Here is a 25,275-nt window from a genome sequence, read left to right on the forward strand (position 1 = left end):
CAATCTCATTGTCCACCGTGACCGCCGCATACGCGTGTTCATCGACGCCCAGCACTGGATCACCGTCCACTACCTGCCGCCGTACGCGCCCCGCAACTGAACCAGGTCGAGTGCATCTGGTTCCGGCTTCGCAGGCGCTGCCAGGCCGACACCGTCTTCACCGACCCCGTCCACCTGATGCGCACCCTCCGGCGGGGACTGCGCCAGGTCCAATACGGGCCCGACCTCATCGGCGGATGCCTTGCCGGAACCCAGCTCGCCCTGACGACACACGCCTGCGACCTCAGTAGCTAGCCTGTCGATCCTCCGAAGAACCCTCCGTTGCCATTGCCTCTGGTCGTGCCTGTGCCGCCGTTGCTGGTGCCACTCGTGTCGGTCGGTGTCGGCGACGGGGTGACACCACCGTCCGTACCGCCGTTGCCCGTCTGGCCTCCGGTGCCGGGGCAGGCGAAGAAGCCGCAGTTCGAACGGGTCGGTGTGGGCGTCGGGCTGGTCAGGGTCTGACTCGGCGTGGGCGACGGCGTCGGGCTCGACTCCTGGCTCTGGGTGACCGAGGGGGTGGGCGTGGGGCTGGGCGCGGCGTTGACGATCTCACCGATGGGCTGGGGAGCCGGGAACTGCTGCGCCGGCTGGCCCTGCAGGGCCTGCAGCATGTAGTCGTGCCAGATCTCCGCGGGGAACGAGGCGCCGTGGATCTTCTCCTGGCCACCCGTGCCGTACATCTTCAGGAACGTGCGCGACTTGTTGTTCGCGTTGTCGTCCATCCGGAACATGCTGATCGCGGTGGACAGCTGCGGGGTGTAGCCGACGAACCAGGCCGACTTGTTGCCGTCCGTGGTACCGGTCTTGCCGGCCACGTCACGGCCGGGCAGCTGGGCGTTGGTGCCCGTGCCCTTCTCGACCACGGTCTTCAGCACGTCGGTGACGTTGTTGGCGACGTTCTCGCTGAAGGCCTGCTTGGTCTGGCTCTTGTGCTCATAGACCGGCCCGTCCTTGTCCTCGACCTTCGAGACCGAGAACGGGTCGTTCTGCTTGCCACTGGCGGCGAAGGTCGAGTACGCGCCCGCCATGCGGATGGCGCTGGGGTCGGAGATGCCGATGGAGAAGGACGGGTAGGTGGTACCGGTCAGACTGCCCGGCAACAGGCCCGCGTCCAGCGCGGACTGCTTCACCTTGTCCAGGCCCACGTCCATGCCGAGCTGCACGAAGGCGGAGTTCACCGACTCCCGCATCGCCTCGCGCAGGTCGATCATGTAGCTGGGCGGGGTGCCGTAGGACTCGTGGCCGTCGTTGCTCTGCAGCCACTCCTCGCCCTTCTCGTTCTTCCAGACGTCCCCGTTGTATTCCTTGATCTTGAGGTTGTTCTGGCCGCTGAAGCGGCTCTGGGGCGAGACCTGTGTGCGTTCGTCCTGTGCCTGCGACGGGTCGCCGTGCGGGTTGCGGACGCCGTCACGCATGGCCGCCGCGAGCACGAACGGCTTGAACGTCGAGCCCACCTGGGCGCCGGTGGCGTCGGCGTTGTTGGTGAAGTGCTTGGTCCAGTCCTCGCCGCCGTAGATCGCCTTGATGGCGCCCGTGTTCGGGTCCACGGAGGCCCCGCCGAACTGGACGAACCTGTCCGTCTTCGGTCGGAGCTTGGGCTTGATGTTGGCCTTCTGGACGTTCTGCACCGCGGTCTTCAGTTCCTCGACCTTCTTCTTGTCGAAGGTCGTGTGGATCTCGTATCCGCCCTGCTGCAGCTTTTCAGCGGTGATCTTCGTGTTGTGGATCAGATACGACTTGGCAAGGTCGACAAGGTAGCCGATCTGGCCGCTCAGTCGGGTGTTGGCCCGCGGGCTCTGCACCTTCGGGAGAGCGGTGTACTGAGCCCGCACCGCCGCGCTCAGATGCCCGTACTTGACCATCTTGGTGAGCGTGTCCTGCATCTGCGCCAGGGCACGCCTCTTGTTCGCGTCGGGGGTGGCGGCCGGGTCGATCGAGACCGAGCCCGCCGGGTCGTAGTAGGTCGCGCCCTTGAGCATCGCCGCCAGGAAGGCGCACTCGCCCGGGTTCATCTGGGCGGCGTCCTTGTTGAAGTACGCGTGCGCCGCCGCCTGGATCCCGTAGGCGCCCCGGCCGTAGTAGGCGGAGTTGAGGTAGCCCGCCATGATCTCGTCCTTCTTGACCGTCGCGCCCACCTTGATCGAGATGAAGATCTCCTTGAACTTGCGGGAGATCGTCTGCGACTGGTCGTCGAGCCGTGCGTTCTTCACGTACTGCTGGGTGATGGTGGAGCCACCCTGTGTCTGGCCACCCGTGGCCATGTTGAAGACCGCACGGGCGATGCCCTTGGGGTCGATGCCGCTGTCGGTGTAGAAGGTCTTGTTCTCCTGGGAGACGACGGCGTACTGCATCGCCTTGGGGATGTCCGAGAGGTTGACGATCTGGCGGTTGACCTCACCGCCGGTACGCACCATCTCGCTGCCGTCGGACCAGTAGTACACGTTGTTCTGCGCGGTCGCGGCCAGAGCGATGTTCGGCACGGCCACCATCTTGTACCCGATCCCCGCCACCAGCACTAGGCTCCCGAGGAAGCCGATGAACAGGCCCGTCACGAGCTTCCAGGACGGCGTCCAGCGACGCCAGCCGTACTTGTCGGCACGCGGGTAGTCGATGAACCGCTTCTTGCCGGGAGGCGACGAGCGCCCTCTGCCACGTCCGGGCCCGTTCGGCCCGCCGGGGTCGGCCCCTCGGCGCCGGCCTGCGCCTCTCTGGGCGGCCCGCCGAGCCTCGGCACGGCTGCCGTATGTGCGCTCCGCACTCCCCGCGCCGGGGGAGGCCGACCCATAGGATCCGGTCCCATAGGAGTCGGCAGGAGATCCGGTGGCGCCTCGCGGTGCCGCGCGGCGGCCGGAGGACGCACCGGACTGGCCGCGTCGGGCCGCGGCACGTCCGCCTTCCTGCGGCTGCGGCGGTTTGCGACGGTGCTCGCTCATCGAACGATTACTCCTCGGGCAGGCGCACCCTTGCGCGCCTGGAAACGGCGGCTGGTTTCCGGTCCCCCCGAAGTACGGATGTGGTCGGTCGCGCATTCACCCGTACTGCACCGAGGACGAGGACGTCCCCGAGCGTCACTCGGTTCCCGGTGGTGTGCATGGCGCACAGACTACGCACCGCCAAAATCACTCAAACCTCGAAGTTCACCCCAAATCAGGCAACTTGCCTCCGGCGAATCGGTGATGTGATCCCGTTCACCCTGTCCACCCTTGTCGCATACGGAGGGTCGTTCTATCGTCGTGATGTATCGAGTCGATACATCAGCGCGACATAAAGACCGTCACGGCACCCGGGTGGCTCCCGCCAATCCGGGTCGCGGCAGAGAGGAGGCGACGATGGGCCGGCGTTCCGGGATCCTCGAGTTCGCCGTTCTCGGCCTGCTCCGCGAGTCTCCGATGCACGGCTATGAACTGCGTAAACGGCTCAATACGTCGCTGGGTGTGTTCCGTGCGTTCAGCTACGGGACCCTCTACCCCTGCCTCAAGACGCTGGTCGCGAGCGGCTGGTTGACCGAGGAGCCGGGGAACACCTCCGAGGACGCCCTGGCCGCTCCGCTCGCGGGGCGCCGCGCCAAGATCGTCTACCGGCTGACGGCGGAAGGTAAGGAGCACTTCGAGGAGCTGCTCTCCCAGACGGGCCCCGACGCGTACGACGACGAGCACTTCGCCGCGCGGTTCGCCTTCTTCGGGCAGACCTCGCGCGATGTACGCATGCGCGTGCTCGAGGGCCGCCGCAGCCGGCTGGAGGAGCGCCTGGAGAAGATGCGCGCCTCCCTCGCGCGCACCCGGGAGCGCCTCGACGACTACACACTCGAGCTCCAGCGCCACGGGATGGAGTCCGTGGAGCGCGAAGTGCGCTGGCTGAACGAGCTCATCGAGAGCGAGCGGGCCGGACGGGACCTCAAGGGCTCCGCCGCCGGGGGAACCGCTCAGCAGGACACCACAACTGGAGCGACGGGCGGCCTGCCCCGGCCCGGGGAGCCTTCCCGGCCGGATACGCCCGACGACACCGTCACGTGAGGTCCCGTCGGGGCTTCACCGAGTACACACAGGGAGCAACCGCCAATGGGTTCGGTTCGCGTAGCCATCGTCGGCGTGGGCAACTGCGCCGCGTCGCTGGTGCAGGGCGTCGAGTACTACAAGGACGCCGACCCGGCCTCCAAGGTCCCGGGCCTCATGCACGTGCAGTTCGGCGAGTACCACGTGCGTGACGTCGAGTTCGTCGCCGCCTTCGACGTCGATGCGAAGAAGGTCGGCCTGGACCTCGCGGACGCCATCGGCGCCTCCGAGAACAACACGATCAAGATCTGCGACGTGCCCTCCACCGGTGTGACCGTCCAGCGCGGCCACACCCTCGACGGCCTCGGCAAGTACTACCGCGCCACCATCGAGGAGTCCGCCGAGGAGCCGGTCGACGTCGTCCAGGTCCTCAAGGACAAGCAGGTCGACGTCCTCGTCTGCTACCTGCCCGTGGGCTCCGAGGACGCGGCGAAGTTCTACGCGCAGTGCGCCATCGACGCCAAGGTCGCCTTCGTCAACGCCCTCCCGGTCTTCATCGCAGGCACCAAGGAGTGGGCGGACAAGTTCACCGAGGCGGGCGTCCCGATCGTCGGTGACGACATCAAGTCGCAGGTCGGCGCCACCATCACGCACCGCGTCATGGCGAAGCTGTTCGAGGACCGCGGTGTCATCCTGGACCGCACGATGCAGCTGAACGTCGGCGGCAACATGGACTTCAAGAACATGCTCGAGCGCGAGCGCCTGGAGTCCAAGAAGATCTCCAAGACCCAGGCCGTCACCTCCCAGATCCCCGACCGGGAGCTCGGCGAGAAGAACGTCCACATCGGCCCGTCCGACTACGTGGCCTGGCTCGACGACCGCAAGTGGGCCTACGTCCGCCTCGAGGGCCGCGCCTTCGGCGACGTCCCGCTGAACCTGGAGTACAAGCTCGAGGTCTGGGACTCCCCGAACTCCGCCGGCGTGATCATCGACGCCGTCCGCGCCGCGAAGATCGCCAAGGACCGCGGCATCGGCGGCCCGATCCTGTCGGCGTCCTCCTACTTCATGAAGTCCCCGCCGGTCCAGTACTTCGACGACGAGGCCCGCGAGAACGTCGAGAAGTTCATCCGCGGCGACGTCGAGCGATAGCGAGACTGGGCGCAGCGCGATAGCGAGACTGGGCGCAGCGCGATAGCGAGACCGGGCGCAGCGCGACAGCGAGACCGGCCTCGCGCGACAGCAAGACACGGCACCGCGCGTCGGAAGGCGCCGCATCCGCTCCTGCCAGGGCTGTGAAGGGTCCCCGGGTTTCACGACCCGGGGACCCTCCCGTATGTGAGGCTGTGCCCCATGGCCGTCGTCCGTGACCTGCGCGTCCTGCTGCGTTTCCGGGACTTCAGACGCCTGCTCGCCATACGGCTGCTCTCCCAGGGTGCCGACGGCGTCTACCAGGTCGCGCTCGCCACATACGTCGTCTTCTCCCCGGAACGGCAGGCCTCGGCCGCCGCGATCGCCTCCGCGATGGCGGTGCTGCTCCTGCCCTACTCCCTGGTCGGCCCGTTCGCCGGCGTCCTGCTGGACCGCTGGCGGCGCCGCCAGGTCTTCCTCTACGGCAATCTGACGCGCGCGGCGATGGCCGCCGCCACGGCCGCGCTGATGGCCGCCGCCGTCCCCGAATGGCTGTTCTACGTCTCCGCGCTGTGCGTCACCGCCGTCAACCGCTTCGTCCTGTCCGGTCTGTCCGCCGCGCTGCCGCGCGTGGTCGACGCCGAGCGCCTGGTGATGGCCAACTCCCTGTCGCCCACCGCCGGTTCCCTGGCCGCGTTCGCGGGCGGCGGCCTGGCCTTCGCCCTGCGGCTGGCGGGGGCGGACTCGGACGCGGCCGTGGTGCTGCTGGGAGCCGCGCTGTACCTGTGCGCGGCGCTCGCCTCGCTGCTCATGACCCCGCAACTACTCGGCCCCGACCGGGCGTTGGTGCGTCCACGGCTGAGCACGGCGCTCAGCGGCACCGCGCGTGACCTGATGGCGGGCGTACGCCATCTCGGCGCGCCGCCGCGCCGGGTGGCCGCCTGGGCGATGGCCTCGATGACCGTGATGCGGTTCTGCTACGGCGCGCTGACGGTCATGGTGCTGATGCTGTGCCGCTACGGCCTGACCTCGGACACGGAGGACGGGCTGCGCCTGCTCGGCCTGGCGCTGGGCTTCTCCGGTGCCGGGTTCTTCGCGGCGGCCGTGGTGACGCCGTGGGCGGTGGGGCTGCTCGGTCCCGTCCGCTGGATCGTCGTGTGTGCCGCGGCCGCCGCGGTGCTGGAACCGTCACTCGGCCTGCCGTTCGCCACCGGGCCGCTGCTGTTGGCCGCGTTCGTCCTCGGGCTGACCACCCAGGGCGCGAAGATCTCCACGGACACGGTGGTGCAGTCCGCGGTCGAGGACGGATTCCGCGGCCGGATCTTTTCCGTCTACGACGTGCTGTTCAACGTCGCCTTCGTCGGCGCGGCGGGCGTCGCCGCCCTGATGCTTCCGCCGGACGGCCGCTCGGCAGCACTGGTGGTCACGATCGCCGCGATCTACGGAGCGGTTGCAGTGGCTATGGCCCGCTTTGAACGACGGTAAGTGTCACATCAATGCCACAGAGCCCCGGTGGGTTACAGGGTTGTCAGTGGGGGGCTGTAGCTTACGTGCGTCTTATTTCGACGCCATGTTCGCGTCATACTGCCTACGTTCCAGGGGGGACCCCCAAGTGACCACTCCGCCGCCACCCCAGGGCCAGAACCCGTACGCCCAGGCGCCCACCGCTCCCATGGGGCAGCAGCCCGGTCAGCCGGGTGTCCCGCAGCAGCCCTACCCGCCGCAGCAGCCGTACGCCCCCTTCCCGCAGCAGCAGGGCGCGCCGGTCCCGCCGCCGCCCGTGCCGGCGAAGCGCGGGGGGAAGAAGGCCCTGCGCATCGTCGGATCGATCGTCGTCCTGATCATCGCCGCTGCCGTCAAGTTCGGCATCGGCTGGTGGGCAAGCGAGTCCGACGCCGAGACGACCTCCGTTGGCGCCTGCATGCACAATGACGGCACGGAAAACAACGCCGACCTCAACGAGGTCGACTGCTCGTCGAGCCAGGCGCAGTACAAGGTGGTCAAGAAGTTCGACGACACCAGCGACCAGAACAAGTGCCAGGGTGTCGCCGACGCACCCGTCTGGTACGTCCAGTCGGGCGGCGGCCATGACGTGGTGCTCTGCCTCAAGGAAACCAAGTAGCACTTGGCACGACCCACGCAGAGGGGGGCGATGTTTCACGTGAAACATCGCCCCCCTCTGCGCTTCCCAGGGTCACGTTTCACGTGAAACATGACCCCGTTCCATGGCCTCAGCCCTGATCGGCCTCCCGCGCCCACCACTCCTTGAGGGCCGCCATCGCCGCGTCATGCCCCATCGGGCCATTCTCCAGACGGAGCTCCAGCAGGTACTTGTACGCCTTGCCCACGGCCGGGCCGGGCTTGACTCCCAGGATCTCCATGATCTGGTTGCCGTCGAGGTCCGGGCGGATCGCGTCGAGCTCCTCCTGCTCCTGGAGCTCGGCGATGCGCTTCTCCAGACCGTCATAGGCACGGGACAGCGCGGCCGCCTTGCGCTTGTTCCGCGTGGTGCAGTCCGAGCGGGTCAGCTTGTGCAGGCCGTCGAGAAGAGGGCCGGCGTCGCGGACATAGCGGCGGACCGCGGAGTCCGTCCACTCTCCGGTGCCGTAGCCATGGAAGCGCAGGTGCAGCTCGACCAGCCGCGAGACGTCCTTCACGAGCTCGTTGGAGTACTTCAGCGCGGTCATACGCTTCTTGGTCATCTTCGCCCCGACCACCTCGTGGTGATGGAAGGAGACCCGGCCGTCCTTCTCGAAGCGGCGCGTGCGCGGCTTGCCGATGTCGTGCAGCAGCGCGGCCAGGCGGAGGGTCAGGTCGGGCCCGTTCTCCTCCAGTGCGATCGCCTGCTCCAGAACGATCAGCGTGTGGTCGTAGACGTCCTTGTGCCGGTGGTGCTCGTCGCTCTCCAGGCGCAGTGCGGGCAGCTCGGGCAGCACCCGGTCGGCCAGACCTGTCTGCACGAGCAGGCTCAGGCCCTTGCGCGGGTGGGCGGAGAGGATCAGCTTGTTCAGCTCGTCCCGGACCCGCTCGGCGGAGACGATCTCGATGCGTCCGGCCATCTCCTTCATCGCGGTGACGACCTCGGCAGCGACCTCGAAATCGAGCTGGGCGGCGAAGCGCGCGGCCCGCATCATGCGCAGCGGGTCGTCGGAGAAGGAGTCCTCCGGCGTACCGGGGGTGCGCAGCACGCGCGCCGCGAGATCCTCGAGCCCGCCGTGCGGGTCGATGAACTTCTTCTCCGGCAGCGCCAAGGCCATCGCGTTGATGGTGAAGTCGCGCCGGACGAGGTCCTCCTCGATGGAGTCGCCGTACGACACCTCGGGCTTGCGCGAGGTCCGGTCGTACGCCTCCGACCGGTAGGTGGTCACCTCGATCTGGAAGCACCTATCGACATCCTCGACGCGGGCGCTCTTCTGCGCGCCGACCGTGCCGAAGGCGATCCCGACCTCCCAGACGGCGTCCGCCCACGGCCGCACGATCTTCAGTACGTCCTCGGGGCGGGCGTCGGTCGTGAAGTCCAGGTCATTGCCGAGCCGGCCGAGCAGCGCGTCCCGGACCGAGCCGCCGACCAGGGCCAGCGAGAAACCGGCCTCCTGGAAGCGGCGCGCGAGGTCGTCGGCGACGGGGGCCACCCGCAGCAGTTCGCTCACCGCGCGTTGCTGGACCTGGTTCAGGGCAGTGGGAGTGTCTTTGTTGGCGTTCGGCACAACAGAAGAGGGTACGTGGCCCGGGCACCCGGCCGCGCCGCCATTAAGAGGGGTGCGGACGCACCTCGCAGGATCCTTCCAGCTCCCTCGGTACCCATCGGCACTTCCCCCTATATAAGGTTCAAGCACTGTCTTTGTGACGTACGGAACAGATACCCCGGAATCCTGTTCATACGGGCGATCGGGCACCGCTTCCCGATCTTGTGTGCGCCTCCGCGGCACTTCACCTCGGCGCACATCGTTACCATGCGTGGACGCACATTCCGACGACCACTGACGACGAGGGACGGGCGAGCGCGTGGCCGAGGCGGCAGACTTCCAGGGGACCAGTCCTCCACCTGCCCGTCGCTGGCTGCGGCGGGCCGGGGCACTGCTCGCCGGGGCGCCCCTGCTGGCCGGCGTGCTCCAGCTGCCTGCCGCGCCGTCCGCGCACGCCTCCGCTCAGCTGTCGGTCCGGGCCGCTTCCGACTCAGGCACGGTGGCCGTCTCCCTGGACTCGTTCAGCCCCAGCGCGCCCTCGGACGGTGACACGCTGACCGTCGCCGGCACCGTGACGAACAAGGGCAAGCAGGCCGTCACCGCCGCCCACGTGGACCTGCGCGTGGGCCCCGAGCTGAACACGCGCTCGGCGATCGACACCGTCGCCGGGCGCACCGGGTTCGTGCCGGGTGCCGACGGCTCCGAGGTCGGTGGCAAGTACGTCCAGAAGTTCGCCACCCTCGCCCCCGGCGTCGCCCAGCACTTCAGCATCTCCGTGCCGGTCGACAAGCTGAACCTCGGCGCGGACGGGGTCTACGGGTTCTCCGTCTCGCTGTCCGGCCAGACCTCCGCTCAGCCCTGGGACCAGGTGCTGGGCATCCAGCACACGTTCCTGCCGTGGCAGCCCGCCGAGGCGGACAAGAAGACGAAGACGACGTATCTGTGGCCACTCGTCTCCACCGTCCACGTGACGGCGGAGACGGGCCCGGGCGAGCAGCAGACCCCGGTCTTCCTCAACGACGACCTCGCCAAGGACATCGCCCCGGGCGGCCGCCTGGAGCAGATGCTGTCGCTGGGCAAGGACCTCGACGTCACCTGGGTGATCGACCCCGATCTGCTGGCCTCCGTCGACGCCATGACGCGCAGCTACCGCATCCGGCGCCTCGGCGGGACCCCCGTGGCGGGAACCCACCAGGCGGCCGCCAAGCAGTGGCTCGCCGAACTGCAGCAGGCGGTCGCGGGCAAGGAGGTCGTGGCGCTGCCCTTCGCCGACCCGGACCTGGCCTCCCTCGCCCACGGCGGCACGAGCGTCACCGGCTCGCTCAGCCAGCTCAAGGACGCCACCGACGTCGCCGCCAGCACCGTGGAGACAGTGCTCCACGTGAAACCCAGCACGGACTTCGCCTGGCCCGTGAACGGCGCCGTCGATCCCTCGATCGTCAAGGTCGCCACCTCGGCGGGCGCCGACAAGATCATCGCGCGCAGCGACAGCCTTCAGGAGACCGGCGGTCTGACCTACACGCCCTCCGCGGCCCGCCCGATCGGCGGCGGCACCACGGCGGTCGTCGCGGACGCACGGCTGTCGACGGCGTTCGAGGACGACCTGACGCAGGCCGGCGCCACCACGCTCGCCGTGCAGCAGTTCCTCGCCCAGAGCCTCGAGCTCGACGGTCAGACGGGCAAGCAGCGCAGCATCGTCGTCGCCCCGCAGCGCATGCCGACCGCGAGCCAGGCCCAGGCCATGGCCCAAGCACTGACGGTGCTCCAGCAGAGCGCCTGGTCCCAGTCGCAGGACCTGGCCGCGGCCGCCAAGGCCAAGCCGGACCCCAGCGCCACCACACAGGTTCCCTCGACCGCCGACTACCCCTCCGCTCTGCGCAGGCAGCAGCTCGGCCGGTCCGCCTTCGTGGCCATCGCCCGGACGCAGGACAAGGTCGACAACTTCAAGGTGGTCCTGACCGACGAGTCCCGGGTCGTCACGCCCTTCGGGCGGGCGATGAACCGCGAGATGTCGACGTCGTGGCGCGGCCGGGACGGCGACGCGGAGAGCTTCCGGAACGGCGTGGAGGCCTACCTCGACGACCTCTCCGAGCAGGTCAAGCTGATCGACAAGTCGGAGACGAAGCTTTCGGGCCGCAGCGCCACGATCCCCGTCACCGTGCAGAACAACCTGATCCAGGGCGTCGACCACCTGGTGCTGCGGCTCACCTCGACCAACCCCACCCGGCTCAAGATCGGCGGCAAGGCGTACGCGGAGCAACCGGTCACGGTTTCCGGCGGGCACAGCCAGTCGGTGAAGTTCGCCACCTCTGCCAACGCCAACGGCCGGGTGACGGTCGTCGCCCAGCTGTACACGCAGGACGGCCAGGAGTACGGGACTCCCGTCACCTTCGACGTGAAGGTCACCGAGATCACGGCCACCGTGATGCTGGTCATCGGCGCCGGTGTCCTGCTCCTGGTCCTCGCCGGCTTCCGCATGTACACCCAGCGCAAGCGCGCGGCGGCCCGGGAGAGGGCGGAGGCCGGGCAGCAGGATGGGGACGACCCCAGCAGCCCCGGTGAGTCCGGTGAGGCCGGTAAGGCCCGCGAGTCCGATGAGGCCCATGAGATCCCTGAGGCGGGCGAGGCCAGTGAGGCCGGGGAGGCCGGTGAAACCGGTGACGAACCGGAGCACCAAGAGCCGGAGAACCTCCAGGGCCCCCCGGACCGTCTCAAGAAGGAGTCCGGCACTCGGCACCGGGCAGACGACCCGGAGCAGCCGAGTGACCCGACACCGGACACCGCAGCGGAAAGCGCCGACCCGTCCGGCACGGGTGAGAAGGTGGACCGTTGAGGATGTCGTGGCCCGGAGGGCCCGGGACGATGAGGTGGGGTAACCATGAACGCGCCGTACGACGGTGACCGCGGCCAGGCCGCGGGCAGCTCGGGCTACCCCGACGGCCCGCCGCCCCAGCACGGCCAGGTGCCGCCGCAGCCGCATGCGGACATGTACCTCCAGGACGCCTACGACGACGACCCCTACCGATCCCAGGACCTCACCGCCCAGGACCCGGTCGGCGAGGCCCTGTACGACCGTGCAGCACACCCGCCGCCGCCCCCGGGCGCATACGGCCCGCAGCAGCCGCTGTACGACCCGCCGCCGCAGTCGCCGTACGCCCCCGACCCGCGCGTGTGGGCCCAGACCCCGCCGCCGGAGCCGTCGGGCACCACCCAGTACCTGCCGCACGGCGAGGATCCCCGCACCACCCAGTTCGTCGGCGTCGACGATCTCGTCAGCCACTCCGGCGAAGAACACCACGAACCGGATGCCTTCGCGCATCTCTTCCGGGACCAGCAGCAGGGCGGCTACCAGGACGCGCGGCAGAGCGGCTACGGCCAGGACCCCGGGCAGTACGGCTACCAGCCCCCGCAGCAGGCCGACGGGAGGCCCCCGGTCGACGTCCCCTCGGTTCCGGGCCCAGCCCCCGCCCCGACCGCCGGTCAGGGGCCTATGGGCCCGTACGCTCCCGCACCGGCTGTCGCCGTCGCCCCGGCGGCCGAGCCCGCCCCTGCGCCGGCCGCGAAGAAGGGCGGGCGGGCCTCGGGCCTGCTGAAGTCGAGCGCCGTGATGGCGGCGGGCACGATGGTCTCCCGTCTCACCGGGTTCATCCGCTCCGCGATGATCGTCTCCGCGCTGGGCGTAGGCCTGCTCGGCGACACCTTCCAGGTCGCTTACCAGCTGCCGACGATGATCTACATCCTGACCGTCGGCGGCGGCCTCAACTCCGTCTTCGTGCCGCAGCTCGTGCGAGCCATGAAGGAGGACGACGACGGTGGTCAGGCCTACGCCAACCGGCTGCTGACGCTGGTCATGGTGGCACTGGGCACGCTCACCGCGCTCGCGGTCCTCGCCGCACCGCTGCTGATCCACCTGCTGTCTCCGTCGGTGGCAGGCGACCCGGCGGCCGATGAGGTCGGCATCACCTTCGTCCGCTACTTCGTGCCCTCGATCTTCTTCATGGGCATCCACGTGGTGATGGGACAGGTCCTCAACGCGCGCGGCAAGTTCGGCGCGATGATGTGGACCCCGGTCCTGAACAACATCGTCATCATCGTGACGCTCGGCATGTTCATCTGGGTGTACGGCACTGCCGCCGACTCCGGCATGAAGGTCACGAGCATTCCGCCCGACGGCCAGCGGCTCCTCGGCATCGGCATCCTTCTGGGCCTCGTCGTGCAGGCTCTCGCGATGATTCCCTACCTGCACGAGACCGGCTTCCGGCTGCGGCTGCGCTTCGACTGGAGGGGACACGGCCTGGGCAAGGCGGCAACCCTCGCCAAGTGGACCGTCCTGTTCGTGCTCGCCAACCAGGCCGGAGCGATCGTCGTCACCCAGCTCTCCACCGCGGCGGGCAAACACTCGCCCGTCGACGGCACCGGCTTCGCCGCCTACGCCAACGCCCAGTTGATCTGGGGCCTTCCGCAGGCCATCATCACCGTCTCGCTGATGGCCGCCCTGCTGCCGCGGATCTCCCGCTCGGCCGCCGAGGGCGACAGCGGCGCCGTCCGCGACGACATCTCCCAGGGCCTGCGCACCACGGCCGTCGCGATCGTGCCGGTCGCCTTCGGCTTCGTGGCGCTCGGCATCCCCATGTGCACACTGATCTTCGGCTCCTCGGGCACCAGCGAGGCCACCAACATGGGCTACATGCTGATGGCCTTCGCCCTCGGCCTGATCCCGTACTCGGTGCAGTACGTCGTGCTGCGGGCCTTCTACGCGTACGAGGACACCCGGACGCCCTTCTACAACACGGTCATCGTGGCCGCGGTCAACGCGGGCGCCTCGGCCCTCTGCTACTTCCTGCTCCCGGCTCGCTGGGCGGTGATCGGCATGTCCGCCGCGTACGGCCTCGCCTACGCCATCGGCGTGGGGGTCGCCTGGAACCGGCTGCGCCGGCGGCTCGGCGGCGACCTCGACGGCGCCAGGGTGATGCGGACCTACGCCCGGCTGTGCATCGCCTCGGTGCCGGCCGCACTGATCAGCGGCGCGGCCTGCTACGGCATCGGGCACACCCTGGGACAGGGTGTGGTCGGGTCGTTCGCCGCGCTGGTGGCCGGTGGCGCCCTGCTGCTCGGCATCTTCTTCGTCGCCGCCCGGCGCATGCGCATCGAGGAGCTCAACTCCCTCGTGGGCATGGTCCGCGGGCGCCTGGGGCGTTGAGGCGGGGGTAGGCGCACAACCATCGTCCGCAGCCGTGTGTCGTGCATAGCGGCGGACTGTGGGCACAATTGGTTTCGGCGTCGGACAGCGCGCAACGGATGGGGAGGCAGGAGCGACGGTGGCGGAACGGAGCACGGCTGCCGTCGACGTGGCAGACAACAGCGGTGACGAGCCGCTGACCGCCAAGGCGGACCAGTCCACGGCCGACGGGGTGGCCCAGAACCGGGAGCGGGACACGGACAGCGACGAGGCACAGGGGAGCAGCGGGAGCGAGGGTCCCGGAAAGAAGGCCTCACCGCCCGAACTGCACAGCGGGCACAAGCTCGCCAGACGCTATCGGCTCGAGGAGTGCGTCACCCGTCTGGACGGATTCAGCAGTTGGCGAGCGGTGGACGAGAAGCTCCGTCGCGCCGTCGGCGTGCACATCCTGCCCGCGGACCATGCGCGCGCCCGGTCCGTGCTCGCCGCGGCCCGCTCCTCCGCCCTGCTCGGGGACCCCCGATTCGTCCAAGTCCTCGACGCCGTCGAGGAGAACGAGGTCGTCTACGTCGTCCACGAGTGGCTGCCGGATGCCACCGAGCTGACCACGCTGCTGTCCGCCGGCCCGCTGGAGCCGCACGACGCCTATCAGTTGGTCAGTCAGGTCGCCTCCGCGATGGCCGCCGCGCACCGCGAGGGCCTCGCCCATCTGCGGCTGAACCCCAACGCGGTGCTGCGGGCCTCCACCGGCCAGTGGCGCATCCGGGGCCTCGCCGTGAATGCCGCTCTGCGCGGCATCAGCTCCGACACACCGCAGCGCACGGACACCGAGGCGATCGGCGCCCTGCTGTACGCGGCGCTCACCCAGCGCTGGCCGTACGAGAACGACGCCTACGGCCTGTCCGGCCTGCCCAAGGACGTCGGTCTCATTCCCCCCGACCAGGTACGCGCCGGCATCCACCGCGGTCTGTCCGAGCTCTCCATGCGCGCCCTCGCCAACGACGGCGCCACCGCCTCCCGCCATGAGTCTCCGTGCACCACGCCGGAGGAGCTGGTGAAGGCGATCGGTGAGATGCCGCGGATCCGCCCGCCGGAGCCCGCGTTCACCGCGCCGCCGGAGTACCAGCACACCTCCTACCAGCAGGGCACGTACGGCCGTCAGGCACCGCACCCCGGCGCCACCCAGCCGGTCGCGGCCCCGCCGCCCCCGCTGCAGAGCCGCACCGGCAAGGCCCTGAAGTGGGCCGTCTCCGCCCTCCTCATTGCGGCCCTAGGCCTCGGCAGCTGGCAGCTCGCGGACGCCCTGATGGACCAGGGCAAGTCCAATAACGACACCCAGACGCAGACACAGGACGGCAACGACAAGAGCGGCAAGCAACCGCAGCCGGCCCAGCCCATCAAGATCCAGGGCGCCCAGGAGTACGTCGCGAGCGGTGACGCCCAGGCTCCGGGAGCCGTCGGCAACACCTTCGACGACGACAGCTCCACCTACTGGCGGACCAAGCGCTACAACGCCGGTCCGGCACTGGCTCCCTACAAGCCGGGTGTGGGCATCGTCTACGACCTGGGCTCGGCCCACACGGTCTCCACCGCGTCGATAGGGCTCCGCTATCCCGGGGACCACACCACGATCCACCTCTACGCCACGGACTCCCTCACCCCCTCGACCGGAGTCGACGGGATGAAGGAGATCGGAACCGCGACCACCAGCGGTACCTCTCTCACAGTGAAGGCAACGAAGCCGCTGAAGACGCAGTTCGTCCTGCTGTGGATCACGGATGTGCCCAATGCGCCAAGTGACGGCTACAGCGGTGCCGGCTACAAACAGGCCATCACCGACGTGAAGTTCACGGGCTGACGTCTCACCGAGGGGGGAGGGGGTCCTATGGCGGACGACACCGCGTACGGCGACATGAGCGACCAGGACCTTCTTGCCCGCCACGTGGAGGGTGACCCCGAGGCCTTCGGCGAGCTCGTCCGGCGCCACCGCGACCGCCTCTGGGCGGTCGCCCTGCGCACACTGGGCGACCGGGAGGAGGCCGCCGACGCCGTGCAGGACGCGCTCGTCTCCGCGTATCGTGCCGCTCACACCTTCCGCGGGCAGTCTGCCGTCACGACCTGGCTGCACCGGATCACGGTGAACGCCTGTCTGGACCGGGCTCGCAAGGCGGCCTCACGGAAGACCTCGCCGGTGGACGACACCGAGCGCCTGGAGCAGCTGCTGGAGCCGCACGAGTCGGCCTCGGCGCCCGCGGAGAGGAACGACGTGCAGCGGCAGCTCGTCGAGGCGCTGGGCACCCTCCCGCCCGACCAGCGGGCCGCCCTGGTGCTCGTGGACATGCAGGGCTACCCCGTGGCCGAGGCCGCCCGGATCCTCGACGTCCCGACCGGGACGGTGAAGAGCCGCTGCGCACGGGGCAGAGCCAGACTTCTGCCGCTGCTCACCCATCTCCGGCCGGACAGCACCGGTGGCGAGAAAGAACCGGACACGGAACGGAACCGTGCGCACGGGACATCCGTCCCACCGGCAGCGGGCCCGCAGGACACGGGCGCGCGGGACGCCGGGCCAAGCGATTCAGCTGCTGTGAAGGGCGGAGGTGGGCGAGCGTGACATCCATGACAGACAGGGCCGGGCATCCGGACGTCTCCGAGCTCTCCGACCTCACCGAGGGACTGCTCGCCCCGTCCCGGACCGCGGACGTACGGCGGCATCTGCACGAGTGCGAGCTGTGCGCCGACGTCTACGCGTCGCTGGGGGAGATCCGTGGCCTGCTCGGCACGCTCCCCGGGCCGACCGCCATGCCCGCCGATATCGCCGGCCGGATCGACGCGGCGCTCGCCGCCGAGGCTCTGCTGAGCGCCACGACACCCGAGTCCCCGTACCGACCGGACACACCGGCCGCCGGCGATGGGTATTCCGTGCAGCCCGGCGCGGCCGGCACCGAGACGCCTGTTTCACGTGAAACATCGGCGGCCGACCGTCCCGCGGGCCACGCTCGAGTCTCCAGCACCGGACCGGGACGCAGGGCCCGCACGGCCCGCACCCGGCGCGGGCGCCGCAGGATCGCCGTTCTGGGCTCGGCCTTCGCCGTCGCCGCCCTGGGTGTCGTCTCCGTCGTTGTGGTGTCCGTCCACAACGACAAGGGAGGCACCAGCACGGCCCATGGCCGGCCGAGCGTCTCCGCCGGCACCTTCGCCGAGGGAACGCTCCAGAGCCAGGTCACGGACCTTCTGCACAAGGCCCAGGAATCACAGGACGCCACCCACGCACCGCACAGCCTCGGCGTGGACTCCGCTCAGGGCACCGACAGGCCGAACGTACTCAAGAGCCAACCCACGGTGTCGGTGCCGTCCTGCGTCCGGCAGGGCATCAACAACGCCGGCACTCCACTCGCCGCCCAGGAGGGCACCTACGACGGTAAGGACAGCTATCTGGTGGTGCTGCCCGATGCCTCCGGCGACAGCACCCGGGTCACGGCCTACCTCGTCGACGCGGCCTGTGTCCGGCATCCGTCGGCCTCCGCGAAGATTCTTCTCTCACACTCCTACGCGCGTTCCTGAGCGCCAACGCCCGGTCATCGCCCCTTGTGGTATCCGCTACCGTGTGGCGCCTCCGTGTGCCCGGGCACACCGGGAATGCGCGCCCCTTAGGATCCGTTGGGTGGGGTGAGAGCTGTGAGAGAGGCTCCCACCGGCCGTACGACACAGTCCAGAGACGAGGAATCAAGCCGTGAGCGACGTCCGTAACGTGATCATCATCGGCTCCGGGCCCGCCGGCTACACGGCGGCGCTCTACACCGCGCGCGCGTCGCTGAAGCCGCTGGTGTTCGAGGGCGCCGTGACCGCGGGTGGTGCCCTGATGAACACCACTGAGGTGGAGAACTTCCCGGGCTTCCGCGACGGCATCATGGGCCCCGAGCTGATGGACAACATGCGCGCCCAGGCCGAGCGCTTCGGCGCCGAGCTCGTCCCGGACGACGTCGTCTCCGTCGACCTCACCGGCGAGATCAAGACGGTCACGGACACCTCGGGCACGGTGCACCGGGCGAAGGCCGTCATCGTCACCACCGGCTCGCAGCACCGCAAGCTCGGCCTGCCGAACGAGGACGCCCTCTCCGGCCGCGGCGTCTCCTGGTGTGCCACCTGTGACGGTTTCTTCTTCAGGGAGCAGGACATCGCCGTGATCGGCGGCGGCGACACCGCGATGGAGGAGGCCACCTTCCTCTCGCGCTTCGCCAAGTCGGTGACGATCGTGCACCGCCGCGACACGCTGCGTGCCTCAAAGGCGATGCAGGAGCGCGCCTTCGCCGACCCGAAGATCAAGTTCGTCTGGGACAGCGAGGTCGCCGAGATCCAGGGCGACCAGAAGCTCTCCGGTCTGAAGCTGCGCAACGTCAAGACCGGCGAGCTTTCGGATCTGCCGGTGACGGGCCTGTTCATCGCGATCGGCCACGACCCGCGCACCGAGCTCTTCAAGGGCCAGCTGGACCTCGACGAGGAGGGCTACCTGAAGGTCGACGCGCCGTCCACCCGTACCAACCTGACGGGTGTCTTCGGCGCCGGTGACGTGGTCGACCACACCTACCGCCAGGCGATCACCGCGGCCGGCACCGGCTGCTCCGCCGCCCTCGACGCCGAGCGCTTCCTCGCCGCCCTCGCGGACAACGAGCAGCAGGCCGAGCCCGAGAAGACCACCGTCTGACACCCCCAACCACCCCACCGCACGAACCAGTTAAGGAGCCCGCCGTGGCCGGCACCCTGAAGAACGTGACCGACGACTCCTTCGAGCAGGACGTCCTCAAGAGCGACAAGCCCGTCCTGGTGGACTTCTGGGCCGCCTGGTGCGGTCCCTGCCGCCAGATCGCTCCGTCCCTCGAGGCGATCGCCGCCGAGTACGGAGACAAGCTCGAGGTCGTCAAGCTCAACATCGACGAGAACCCGGGTACGGCCGCCAAGTACGGCGTCATGTCCATCCCGACGCTGAACGTCTACCAGAACGGTGAGGTCGCCAAGACCATCGTGGGCGCCAAGCCGAAGGCCGCGATCGTCCGCGACCTCGAGGACTTCATCGCCGAGTAACCCGCCAGGCTATTGAACCGACGGCGCGTGTTTCACGTGAAACACGGATGGGCCAACCCAGGTGGGTTGGCCTATCCGTGTTCTGGCGGCTCGATCACAGCGGCCGCAGCGCAGGCTCCTTCTGTACGGCCCCCAGCAGCCGGTCGAGCGCCATCTCCACGTCCTCCTTCCAGGAGAGCGTGGACCGCAGTTCCAGGCGCAGCCTCGGGTGTGTGGGATGGTGGCGGACCGTCTTGAAACCCACGGCCAGCAGATGGTCGGCCGGCAACATGCAGGCGGGTTCCTTCCAGCGGGCGTCGCCGAACGCCTCGACTGCCTTGAAGCCCCGCCGCAGCAGATCCTTGGCAACCGTCTGAACCATCACCCGGCCCAGTCCCTGCCCCTGGTAGCCCGGCATGATGAAGCCGGTCATCAGCTGCACCGCGTCCGGGGAGACAGGACTCGTGGGAAACGCGGTGGAGCGGGGAACATAGGCGGGGGGAGCGTAGAGCACGAAACCCACGGGGACGTCGTCCACGTATACGACCCGCCCGCAGGATCCCCAGTCCAGCAGGACGGCGGAGATCCAGGCTTCCTTCTCCAGTGCGGGTGTGCCCGCCTTCACCGCGGCTTCGCCGCTGACTGGGTCCAACTCCCAGAAGACACACGCACGACAGCGCTGGGGAAGGTCCTGAAGGTTGTCCAGCGTGAGCGGTACGAGCCTACGGCCCATGGAGGCTGTTCCTCGCTTCCTTCGCCCGCAGCGTCACGGGCGGCTGTCAAAGCGCTGCGCTCCCGGAGCAGGCTGCCGACGAAGCCGCCGACCGCCCCCAGCCCCAGGCCAGCACTCACCAGTCCGGTGCGGCTCACCGTTCGCATGGCCCCCGCCTCCCACTAGAGGTGCCGCCTGCCAGGTGGATGCGCCATACCCGAACGCATCGTATCCACGATGCGATTGCATCGATACCGACTGAAAGCAAAGAGCGGACCGTATTCCGGTGCACACCGGACACGGCCCGCCTCTGCCGATCGGCCGAGCCGAAACCCCTCCACGGGCGACTCAGTCGTCCGACTCCTCAGTCACACCGTCCAGAAGGCTCTTCTGGAGTACCGGGCCCTCGCCCGGGGCCAGCGTGCCGAGGATCCGCTCCAAATCCTCCATGGAGGCGAACTCCACGGTGATCTTGCCCTTCTTCTGCCCCAGGTCGACCTTCACCCGTGTTTCGAAACGGTCGGACAGCCGGGTCGCCAGATCGGACAGGGCCGGCGAGACCCGGCCCCCGGCACGCGGGCCCTTGGAGCGCGGTGCCGCCTGCGGGCGGGACCCCATCAGCGTCACGATCTCCTCGACGGCCCGCACCGAGAGTCCCTCGGCCACGATCCGGTGGGCGAGGCGATCCTGCTCCTCGGAGTCGTCCACGGAGAGCAGCGCCCTGGCGTGCCCGGCAGAGAGGACTCCGGCGGCGACACGGCGCTGCACGGCCGGCGAGAGCTTCAGCAGACGCAGGGTGTTGGACACCTGCGGGCGGGAACGGCCGATACGGTCCGCCAGCTGGTCATGGGTGCAGTTGAAGTCCTTCAGCAACTGGTCGTAGGCCGCCGCCTCTTCCAGCGGGTTCAGCTGGGCCCGGTGCAGGTTCTCCAGCAGGGCGTCCAGAAGGAGCTTCTCGTCGTCCGTGGCCCGCACGATCGCCGGGATCGCCTCGAGCCCCGCCTCACGGCACGCCCGCCAGCGTCGCTCGCCCATGATGAGCTCGTAACGCGCGGGGCCGAGCTGCCGTACGACGACGGGCTGGAGCAGCCCGACCTCCTGGATGGAGGTGACGAGTTCGGACAGGGCGTCCTCGTCGAAGACCTCGCGCGGCTGACGCGGGTTCGGCGAGATGGTGTCCAGGGGGATCTCGGCGAAGTGCGCACCCACCGGAGGCGCGGGCGTCTCCGCGGCCCCGTCCGGCGACAGCTCCTCCGTTTCACGTGAAACAGAGGGCAGCATGGCCACCTTCGCCGCGGCCACTCCACGATCGGACGTCAGCACCGGGACAGCGGCCGGAGACGCGGCAGCGGCGCCTCCCGCCCCACCGGATACCGGTGTCTTCTCCGTTGGGGCAGTGGGGATCAGCGCCCCGAGACCACGGCCCAGTCCCACCCTCCGTCGCTCACTCACTGAATCCCCTCCACCATGCTCGGGTCGCTCTGTGCGCCGATGTGGGCGTGTGTGCCGTCGTAACTGACACCGACGCCCTTCAACGCGATTTCTCGTGCCGCCTCAAGATAGGAGAGGGCACCGCTCGATCCTGGATCGTAGGTCAGTACCGTCTGCCCGTAGCTCGGCGCCTCGGAGATACGGACCGAGCGGGGAATGCTCGTCCGCAGCACCTCGTCACCGAAGTGGTTGCGCACCTCTTCCGCGACCTGGGACGCCAGACGTGTCCGGCCGTCGTACATGGTGAGGAGGATGGTCGACACATGAAGCTCGGGGTTGAGGTGCCCCCGGACCAGGTCGACATTGCGCAGCAGCTGACCCAGGCCCTCAAGCGCGTAGTACTCGCACTGGATCGGGATGAGGACCTCCTGCCCGGCGACCAGGGCGTTGACCGTCAGCAGACCGAGCGAGGGCGGACAGTCGATGAGGATGTAATCCAGCGGCTGCTCGTAGGCCTGGATCGCCCGCTGGAGTCGGCTCTCCCGTGCCACCAGGGACACCAGCTCGATCTCCGCACCGGCGAGATCGATCGTGGCGGGGGCGCAGAAGAGACCCTCGACATCGGGGACGGGCTGGACGACCTCGGCCAGAGGCTTGCTCTCCACCAGCACGTCATAGATCGAGGGAACTTCGGCGTGGTGGTCGATTCCCAGCGCGGTGGATGCGTTGCCCTGCGGGTCGAGGTCGATCACCAGGACACGGCCGCCGTGCAGGGCCAGCGACGCGGCAAGATTGACGGTCGTCGTCGTCTTGCCGACGCCACCCTTCTGGTTGGCGACCACCATGACCCGGGTCTGTTCGGGCCGTGGCAGACCCTCGCCGGCGCGACCCAGAGCTTCGACCGCCAGTTGGGCAGCACGACCGATGGGAGTGTCGTCCATCGGGGGCGGTGTTTCACGTGAAACATCCTCCCCCATTGACTCGGTACGGGGACCGGGGACCGGATCGGTCATCGGTCCCGCGATGTTGGCGTCGGACCGCAAGGATTCACTCTCCTCGACTTCAGGCTCGCAATGAACAGAGCCTCCCATGTCTTCGGGGTGGTGAACCAGTGAGGCCTGACCTTCTGTGGAGAAATCCACCTCTGTGGACAACTCCGTTCCCTCTCCGAGTGAACCGAGAGGCTTACGGTCGCGCGGTTGGGCCGCAGCGCGGCCACGGTTGATGATGCCGTGCAGCAGTGAGCGACGTTTCACGTGAAACACGATGCACAGCGGCCGTGGCCGAACTGTCGCGACACTCCGGGATGCGTAGGTTTGGCAGCTTGTGTGGAGTACGGCTCGCCGTCAGGGGCCGGATTGCCGACGTCGCAAAGTCCACCCCGGAACAACAACTAACGGCGCCGACGCGTCCGCCCCGTCCTGGCCGCCTTGGCACGCTTGGCCGCGAAGCGCACACCACCGGGACTCTCCCCGACCTCGACCCGCACCACGGTGGACAGGGGATCCACGACTCCCTCACCCACATGCAGGATCGAGGTCTCCACCGCACCGAGCTTGCTCAGGGCGGTGGCCGCACTCTTCAGCTCCTCCTCGGCCGTGTCGCCCTTGAGCGCGAGCATCTCGCCGTACGGGCGCAGCAGCGGAATGCCCCACGCGGCCAGACGGTCCAGCGGGGCCACCGCCCGGGCGGTCACCACATGCACCGGCGGCAGCTTCCCCATGACCTCCTCGGCACGGCCACGGACGACCGTGACGTGGTCGAGGCCCAGCAGCTCGACCACTTCGGTGAGAAAGTTGGTGCGCCGCAGCAGCGGCTCCAACAGCGTGATCTTCAGATCCTCCCGGACGAGCGCCAGGGGAATGCCCGGAAGGCCGGCGCCGGAGCCGACGTCGCACACCGTCACCCCCTCGGGAACGACCTCGGAGAGCACCGCGCAGTTCAGCAGGTGCCGCTCCCACAGCCGGGGTACCTCACGAGGACCGATGAGCCCACGCTGCACGCCTGCCTCGGCGAGCAGCTCGGCGTACCGGACCGCATCCGCGAAGCGATCACCGAATACGTCACGTGCCTGCTCGGGCGCAGGGGGGAGCTCCGCTGCCTCCGTCACGGGGACCGTCCTTCCGTAGCGCGTCAGCGCGATCAGCGCCGACCACCAGAACTACCAGGCTGACAAAGTTCGGCCCCGCCTGCGCTACAGACGGGGCCGGTGAATGGTGAAACCGCTCAAGCGGGCAGCACGACGACGAAGCGTTGCGGCTCCTCGCCCTCTGACTCACTGCGAAGGCCCGCGGACTTGACCGCGTCGTGCACCACTTTGCGCTCGAACGGGGTCATCGGCTTCAGCTTCACGGGCTCACCGCTGCTCTTGACCTCGGCCGCGGCCTTCGCGCCCAGCTCGGACAGCTCAGCCCGCTTCTTGGCGCGATAACCCGCGATGTCCAGCATCAGGCGGCTGCGATCGCCGGTCTCCCGGTGCACGGCAAGGCGCGTGAGCTCCTGCAGTGCCTCCAGCACCTCACCCTCACGCCCGACCAGCTTCTGCAGGTCCCGGCTGCCGGCTTCGCTGATGATCGAGACAGAGGCGCGGTCCGCCTCGACGTCCATGTCGATGTCACCGTCGAGGTCGGCGATGTCCAGCAGACCCTCGAGGTAATCCGCCGCGATCTCGCCCTCCTGCTCCAGGCGGGTCAGGGCGTCTGCACCCTCGGCAGCAGCGGAGGTGGTGCCTTCCGTCACGGGATGGGCTCCTTCTTACTTCTTGGACGGGGACTTGGGCCGCTGCGGACCCTTGCGCTGGCCGGACTGGGCCTTGCTACGGGTGCCGTTGCCCGGCTTCGAGGCGGCCTTGTCGGCAGCGGCCGGCGGGGCGTCCTGCGGCTCGTCGGACTTGCTCAGCGACGTGGACGGCGTGGACGGCTCGGCGTCACCGGCCGGCTTGGTGCCGCCCGACTGGCGCTGCGCCTTGCTCTGCCGCTTGGGCTGCTGACGCCGGGGCGCGGCAGCGGCGGCCGCGGTCGTCGTCGTACCGTCCTCGGTCGCCACGACCACGGCACCCTCGCCCTTCACCACGGTGCCGTCGGCCTGGGCCGCCAGGCCCGCCTTGCTCAGCCCGTTGATGAACTTGCGCTCGAACTCGTTGCGGTCGCGGCCCTTGGAGACGATCGCCTTGACGATGGCCTTCTCGCTCCGCCTGCGGATCTTGCCGTGGTGCGTGACGTGCTTGGTCAGACGCTCCAGGTACGCGGCCTGCGCCTTGGAACCCGGGGTCGGGTTGTTGTGGATGACGTACATCTGCTGGCCCATGGTCCACACGTTGGTGGTCAGCCAGTAGACGAGAACACCGACCGGGAAGTTGATGCCGAAGACGGCGAACATGACCGGGAAGACGTACATCAGCATCTTCTGCTGCTGCATGAACGGCGTCTTCACCGTCGTGTCGACGTTCTTCGTCATCAGCTGGCGCTGCGTGTAGAACTGCGACGCCGACATCAGGACGATCATGACCGCGGTCACGACGCGCACATCTGTCAGCGTGGCGCCGAGCTGGGCGACCTTGTCAGCACTGTCCGTGAACTTCGCGGCCAGCGGCGCACCGAAGATGTGGGCCTTACGGGCACTTGCGAGCAACTGGTCGTCGATGACGCCGATCGTCTTGCCCGTCGCGATGCCGTTGAGCACGTGGTAAAGGGCGAAGAAGAACGGGGACTGCGCCAGGATGGGAAGGCACGAGGAGAGCGGGTTGGTGCCCGACTCCTTGTACAGCTTCATCATCTCTTCGGACTGACGCTGCTTGTCGTTCTTGTAGCGCTCCTGGATCTTCTTCATCTCGGGCTGCAGCGTCTGCATGGCCCGGGTCGCCTTGATCTGCTTCACGAAGAGCGGGATCAGGCAGATGCGGATCAAGATCACCAGAGACACAATGGACAGGCCCCAGGCCCATCCGGTGTCAGGGCCGAAGATCGCGCCGTACACCGTGTGGAACTGGACGATGACCCAGGAGACGGGTGTCGTGATGAAGCTGAAGAGGCTGGCAATCGTGTCCAC

General features: G+C 68.7%; 20 protein-coding genes. 12 read left to right on the plus strand and 8 right to left on the minus strand.

The annotated features are described in order from the left end of the window. Nucleotides 1-7 precede the first annotated feature (7 nt). Nucleotides 8-100, plus strand: a complete 93-nt coding sequence (locus ACH4UM_RS14975) for a hypothetical protein (protein ID WP_398178654.1) — start codon at nt 8-10, stop codon at nt 98-100. A gap of 190 nt (nt 101-290) precedes the next feature. Here the strand turns inward: ACH4UM_RS14975 and ACH4UM_RS14980 are convergent, their stop codons facing one another. Next, nucleotides 291-2,975 carry a transglycosylase domain-containing protein gene (locus tag ACH4UM_RS14980; protein ID WP_398178107.1) on the minus strand — a complete coding sequence of 895 codons (2,685 nt, stop codon included), beginning with the start codon at nt 2,973-2,975 and terminating at the stop codon, nt 291-293. A 396-nt stretch (nt 2,976-3,371) separates the two neighbouring features. On the opposite strand from ACH4UM_RS14980, the gene ACH4UM_RS14985 reads away from it, so the two are divergent. The 4 genes from ACH4UM_RS14985 (at nt 3,372) to ACH4UM_RS15000 (ending at nt 7,284) form a co-directional block, all read left to right on the plus strand. Further along, entirely contained in the window at nt 3,372-4,055 is a 684-nt protein-coding gene (locus tag ACH4UM_RS14985) for a helix-turn-helix transcriptional regulator (RefSeq protein ID WP_398178110.1), read from the plus strand. Between the two features lie 45 nt (nt 4,056-4,100). Continuing rightward, complete coding sequence (locus ACH4UM_RS14990; protein WP_398178113.1) at nt 4,101-5,183, plus strand: inositol-3-phosphate synthase; 1,083 nt, start codon at nt 4,101-4,103, stop codon at nt 5,181-5,183. Nucleotides 5,184-5,384: 201 nt separating this feature from the next. After that, entirely contained in the window at nt 5,385-6,647 is a 1,263-nt protein-coding gene (locus ACH4UM_RS14995; protein ID WP_398178116.1) for an MFS transporter, read from the plus strand. Nucleotides 6,648-6,774: 127 nt separating this feature from the next. Then, the gene (locus ACH4UM_RS15000) at nt 6,775-7,284 is read left to right on the plus strand and encodes a hypothetical protein (protein WP_398178119.1); all 510 of its coding nucleotides are present in this window, start codon (nt 6,775-6,777) and stop codon (nt 7,282-7,284) included. A 109-nt stretch (nt 7,285-7,393) separates the two neighbouring features. Here ACH4UM_RS15000 and ACH4UM_RS15005 read toward each other — a convergent pair whose 3' ends face one another. After that, nucleotides 7,394-8,869, minus strand: a complete 1,476-nt coding sequence (locus ACH4UM_RS15005) for a CCA tRNA nucleotidyltransferase (RefSeq protein ID WP_398178122.1) — start codon at nt 8,867-8,869, stop codon at nt 7,394-7,396. Nucleotides 8,870-9,167: 298 nt separating this feature from the next. Between ACH4UM_RS15005 and ACH4UM_RS15010 the strand changes: the two genes are divergently transcribed. The 7 genes from ACH4UM_RS15010 to trxA all read left to right on the plus strand — a co-directional run bounded on the left by ACH4UM_RS15010 (nt 9,168) and on the right by trxA (nt 19,106). After that, nucleotides 9,168-11,681, plus strand: a complete 2,514-nt coding sequence (locus ACH4UM_RS15010; RefSeq protein ID WP_398178125.1) for a DUF6049 family protein — start codon at nt 9,168-9,170, stop codon at nt 11,679-11,681. A 45-nt stretch (nt 11,682-11,726) separates the two neighbouring features. Further along, on the plus strand, nt 11,727-14,048 hold the full coding sequence (gene murJ / locus ACH4UM_RS15015; protein ID WP_398178128.1) for a murein biosynthesis integral membrane protein MurJ: 2,322 nt from the start codon (nt 11,727-11,729) through the stop codon (nt 14,046-14,048). A gap of 118 nt (nt 14,049-14,166) precedes the next feature. Then, nucleotides 14,167-15,885 carry a protein kinase family protein gene (locus ACH4UM_RS15020; RefSeq protein ID WP_398178131.1) on the plus strand — a complete coding sequence of 573 codons (1,719 nt, stop codon included), beginning with the start codon at nt 14,167-14,169 and terminating at the stop codon, nt 15,883-15,885. 27 nt (nt 15,886-15,912) lie between these two features. Continuing rightward, nucleotides 15,913-16,638, plus strand: a complete 726-nt coding sequence (sigM, locus tag ACH4UM_RS15025) for an RNA polymerase sigma factor SigM (protein WP_398178134.1) — start codon at nt 15,913-15,915, stop codon at nt 16,636-16,638. Further along, the gene (locus ACH4UM_RS15030; protein WP_398178137.1) at nt 16,635-17,588 is read left to right on the plus strand and encodes a hypothetical protein; all 954 of its coding nucleotides are present in this window, start codon (nt 16,635-16,637) and stop codon (nt 17,586-17,588) included. The genes sigM and ACH4UM_RS15030 overlap by 4 nt, the downstream gene beginning before the upstream one ends. Nucleotides 17,589-17,757: 169 nt before the next feature. Further along, nucleotides 17,758-18,729 (plus strand): thioredoxin-disulfide reductase, encoded by a 972-nt coding sequence (gene trxB, locus ACH4UM_RS15035; RefSeq protein WP_398178140.1) that lies wholly within the window; start codon nt 17,758-17,760, stop codon nt 18,727-18,729. Between the two features lie 44 nt (nt 18,730-18,773). Continuing rightward, entirely contained in the window at nt 18,774-19,106 is a 333-nt protein-coding gene (gene trxA, locus ACH4UM_RS15040) for a thioredoxin (protein ID WP_398178142.1), read from the plus strand. 94 nt (nt 19,107-19,200) lie between these two features. On the opposite strand, the gene ACH4UM_RS15045 is transcribed toward trxA, so the two are convergent. The 6 genes from ACH4UM_RS15045 to yidC all read right to left on the minus strand — a co-directional run bounded on the left by ACH4UM_RS15045 (nt 19,201) and on the right by yidC (nt 25,275). Next, a complete protein-coding gene (locus tag ACH4UM_RS15045) occupies nt 19,201-19,818 on the minus strand; it encodes a GNAT family N-acetyltransferase (RefSeq protein ID WP_398178145.1) in 618 nt (205 codons plus the stop codon). A 327-nt stretch (nt 19,819-20,145) separates the two neighbouring features. Continuing rightward, complete coding sequence (locus ACH4UM_RS15050) at nt 20,146-21,249, minus strand: ParB/RepB/Spo0J family partition protein (protein WP_398178148.1); 1,104 nt, start codon at nt 21,247-21,249, stop codon at nt 20,146-20,148. After that, the gene (locus tag ACH4UM_RS15055; protein WP_398178657.1) at nt 21,246-22,319 is read right to left on the minus strand and encodes a ParA family protein; all 1,074 of its coding nucleotides are present in this window, start codon (nt 22,317-22,319) and stop codon (nt 21,246-21,248) included. Before ACH4UM_RS15055 ends, ACH4UM_RS15050 begins: the two co-directional genes overlap by 4 nt. A gap of 302 nt (nt 22,320-22,621) precedes the next feature. After that, on the minus strand, nt 22,622-23,338 hold the full coding sequence (gene rsmG, locus ACH4UM_RS15060; RefSeq protein WP_398178151.1) for a 16S rRNA (guanine(527)-N(7))-methyltransferase RsmG: 717 nt from the start codon (nt 23,336-23,338) through the stop codon (nt 22,622-22,624). A 116-nt stretch (nt 23,339-23,454) separates the two neighbouring features. Further along, the gene (locus ACH4UM_RS15065; protein ID WP_398178154.1) at nt 23,455-23,967 is read right to left on the minus strand and encodes a protein jag; all 513 of its coding nucleotides are present in this window, start codon (nt 23,965-23,967) and stop codon (nt 23,455-23,457) included. A 15-nt stretch (nt 23,968-23,982) separates the two neighbouring features. Next, nucleotides 23,983-25,275 carry a membrane protein insertase YidC gene (gene yidC / locus ACH4UM_RS15070; RefSeq protein ID WP_398178156.1) on the minus strand — a complete coding sequence of 431 codons (1,293 nt, stop codon included), beginning with the start codon at nt 25,273-25,275 and terminating at the stop codon, nt 23,983-23,985.

The organism is Streptomyces sp. NPDC020801, assembly GCF_044334385.1.
Lineage (GTDB): Bacteria > Actinomycetota > Actinomycetes > Streptomycetales > Streptomycetaceae > Streptomyces.

Bases quoted from the DNA above. Each gene is read 5' to 3' on its own strand.
- ACH4UM_RS14995 (WP_398178116.1), top strand. From the start codon at position 5,385: ATGGCCGTCGTCCGTGACCTGCGCGTCCTGCTGCGTTTCCGGGACTTC.
- ACH4UM_RS14990 (WP_398178113.1), top strand. From the start codon at position 4,101: ATGGGTTCGGTTCGCGTAGCCATCGTCGGCGTGGGCAACTGCGCCGCG.
- sigM (WP_398178134.1), top strand. From the start codon at position 15,913: ATGGCGGACGACACCGCGTACGGCGACATGAGCGACCAGGACCTTCTT.
- ACH4UM_RS15045 (WP_398178145.1), bottom strand. From the start codon at position 19,818: ATGGGCCGTAGGCTCGTACCGCTCACGCTGGACAACCTTCAGGACCTT.
- ACH4UM_RS14985 (WP_398178110.1), top strand. From the start codon at position 3,372: ATGGGCCGGCGTTCCGGGATCCTCGAGTTCGCCGTTCTCGGCCTGCTC.
- murJ (WP_398178128.1), top strand. From the start codon at position 11,727: ATGAACGCGCCGTACGACGGTGACCGCGGCCAGGCCGCGGGCAGCTCG.
- ACH4UM_RS14980 (WP_398178107.1), bottom strand. From the start codon at position 2,975: ATGAGCGAGCACCGTCGCAAACCGCCGCAGCCGCAGGAAGGCGGACGT.
- ACH4UM_RS15055 (WP_398178657.1), bottom strand. From the start codon at position 22,319: ATGGGAGGCTCTGTTCATTGCGAGCCTGAAGTCGAGGAGAGTGAATCC.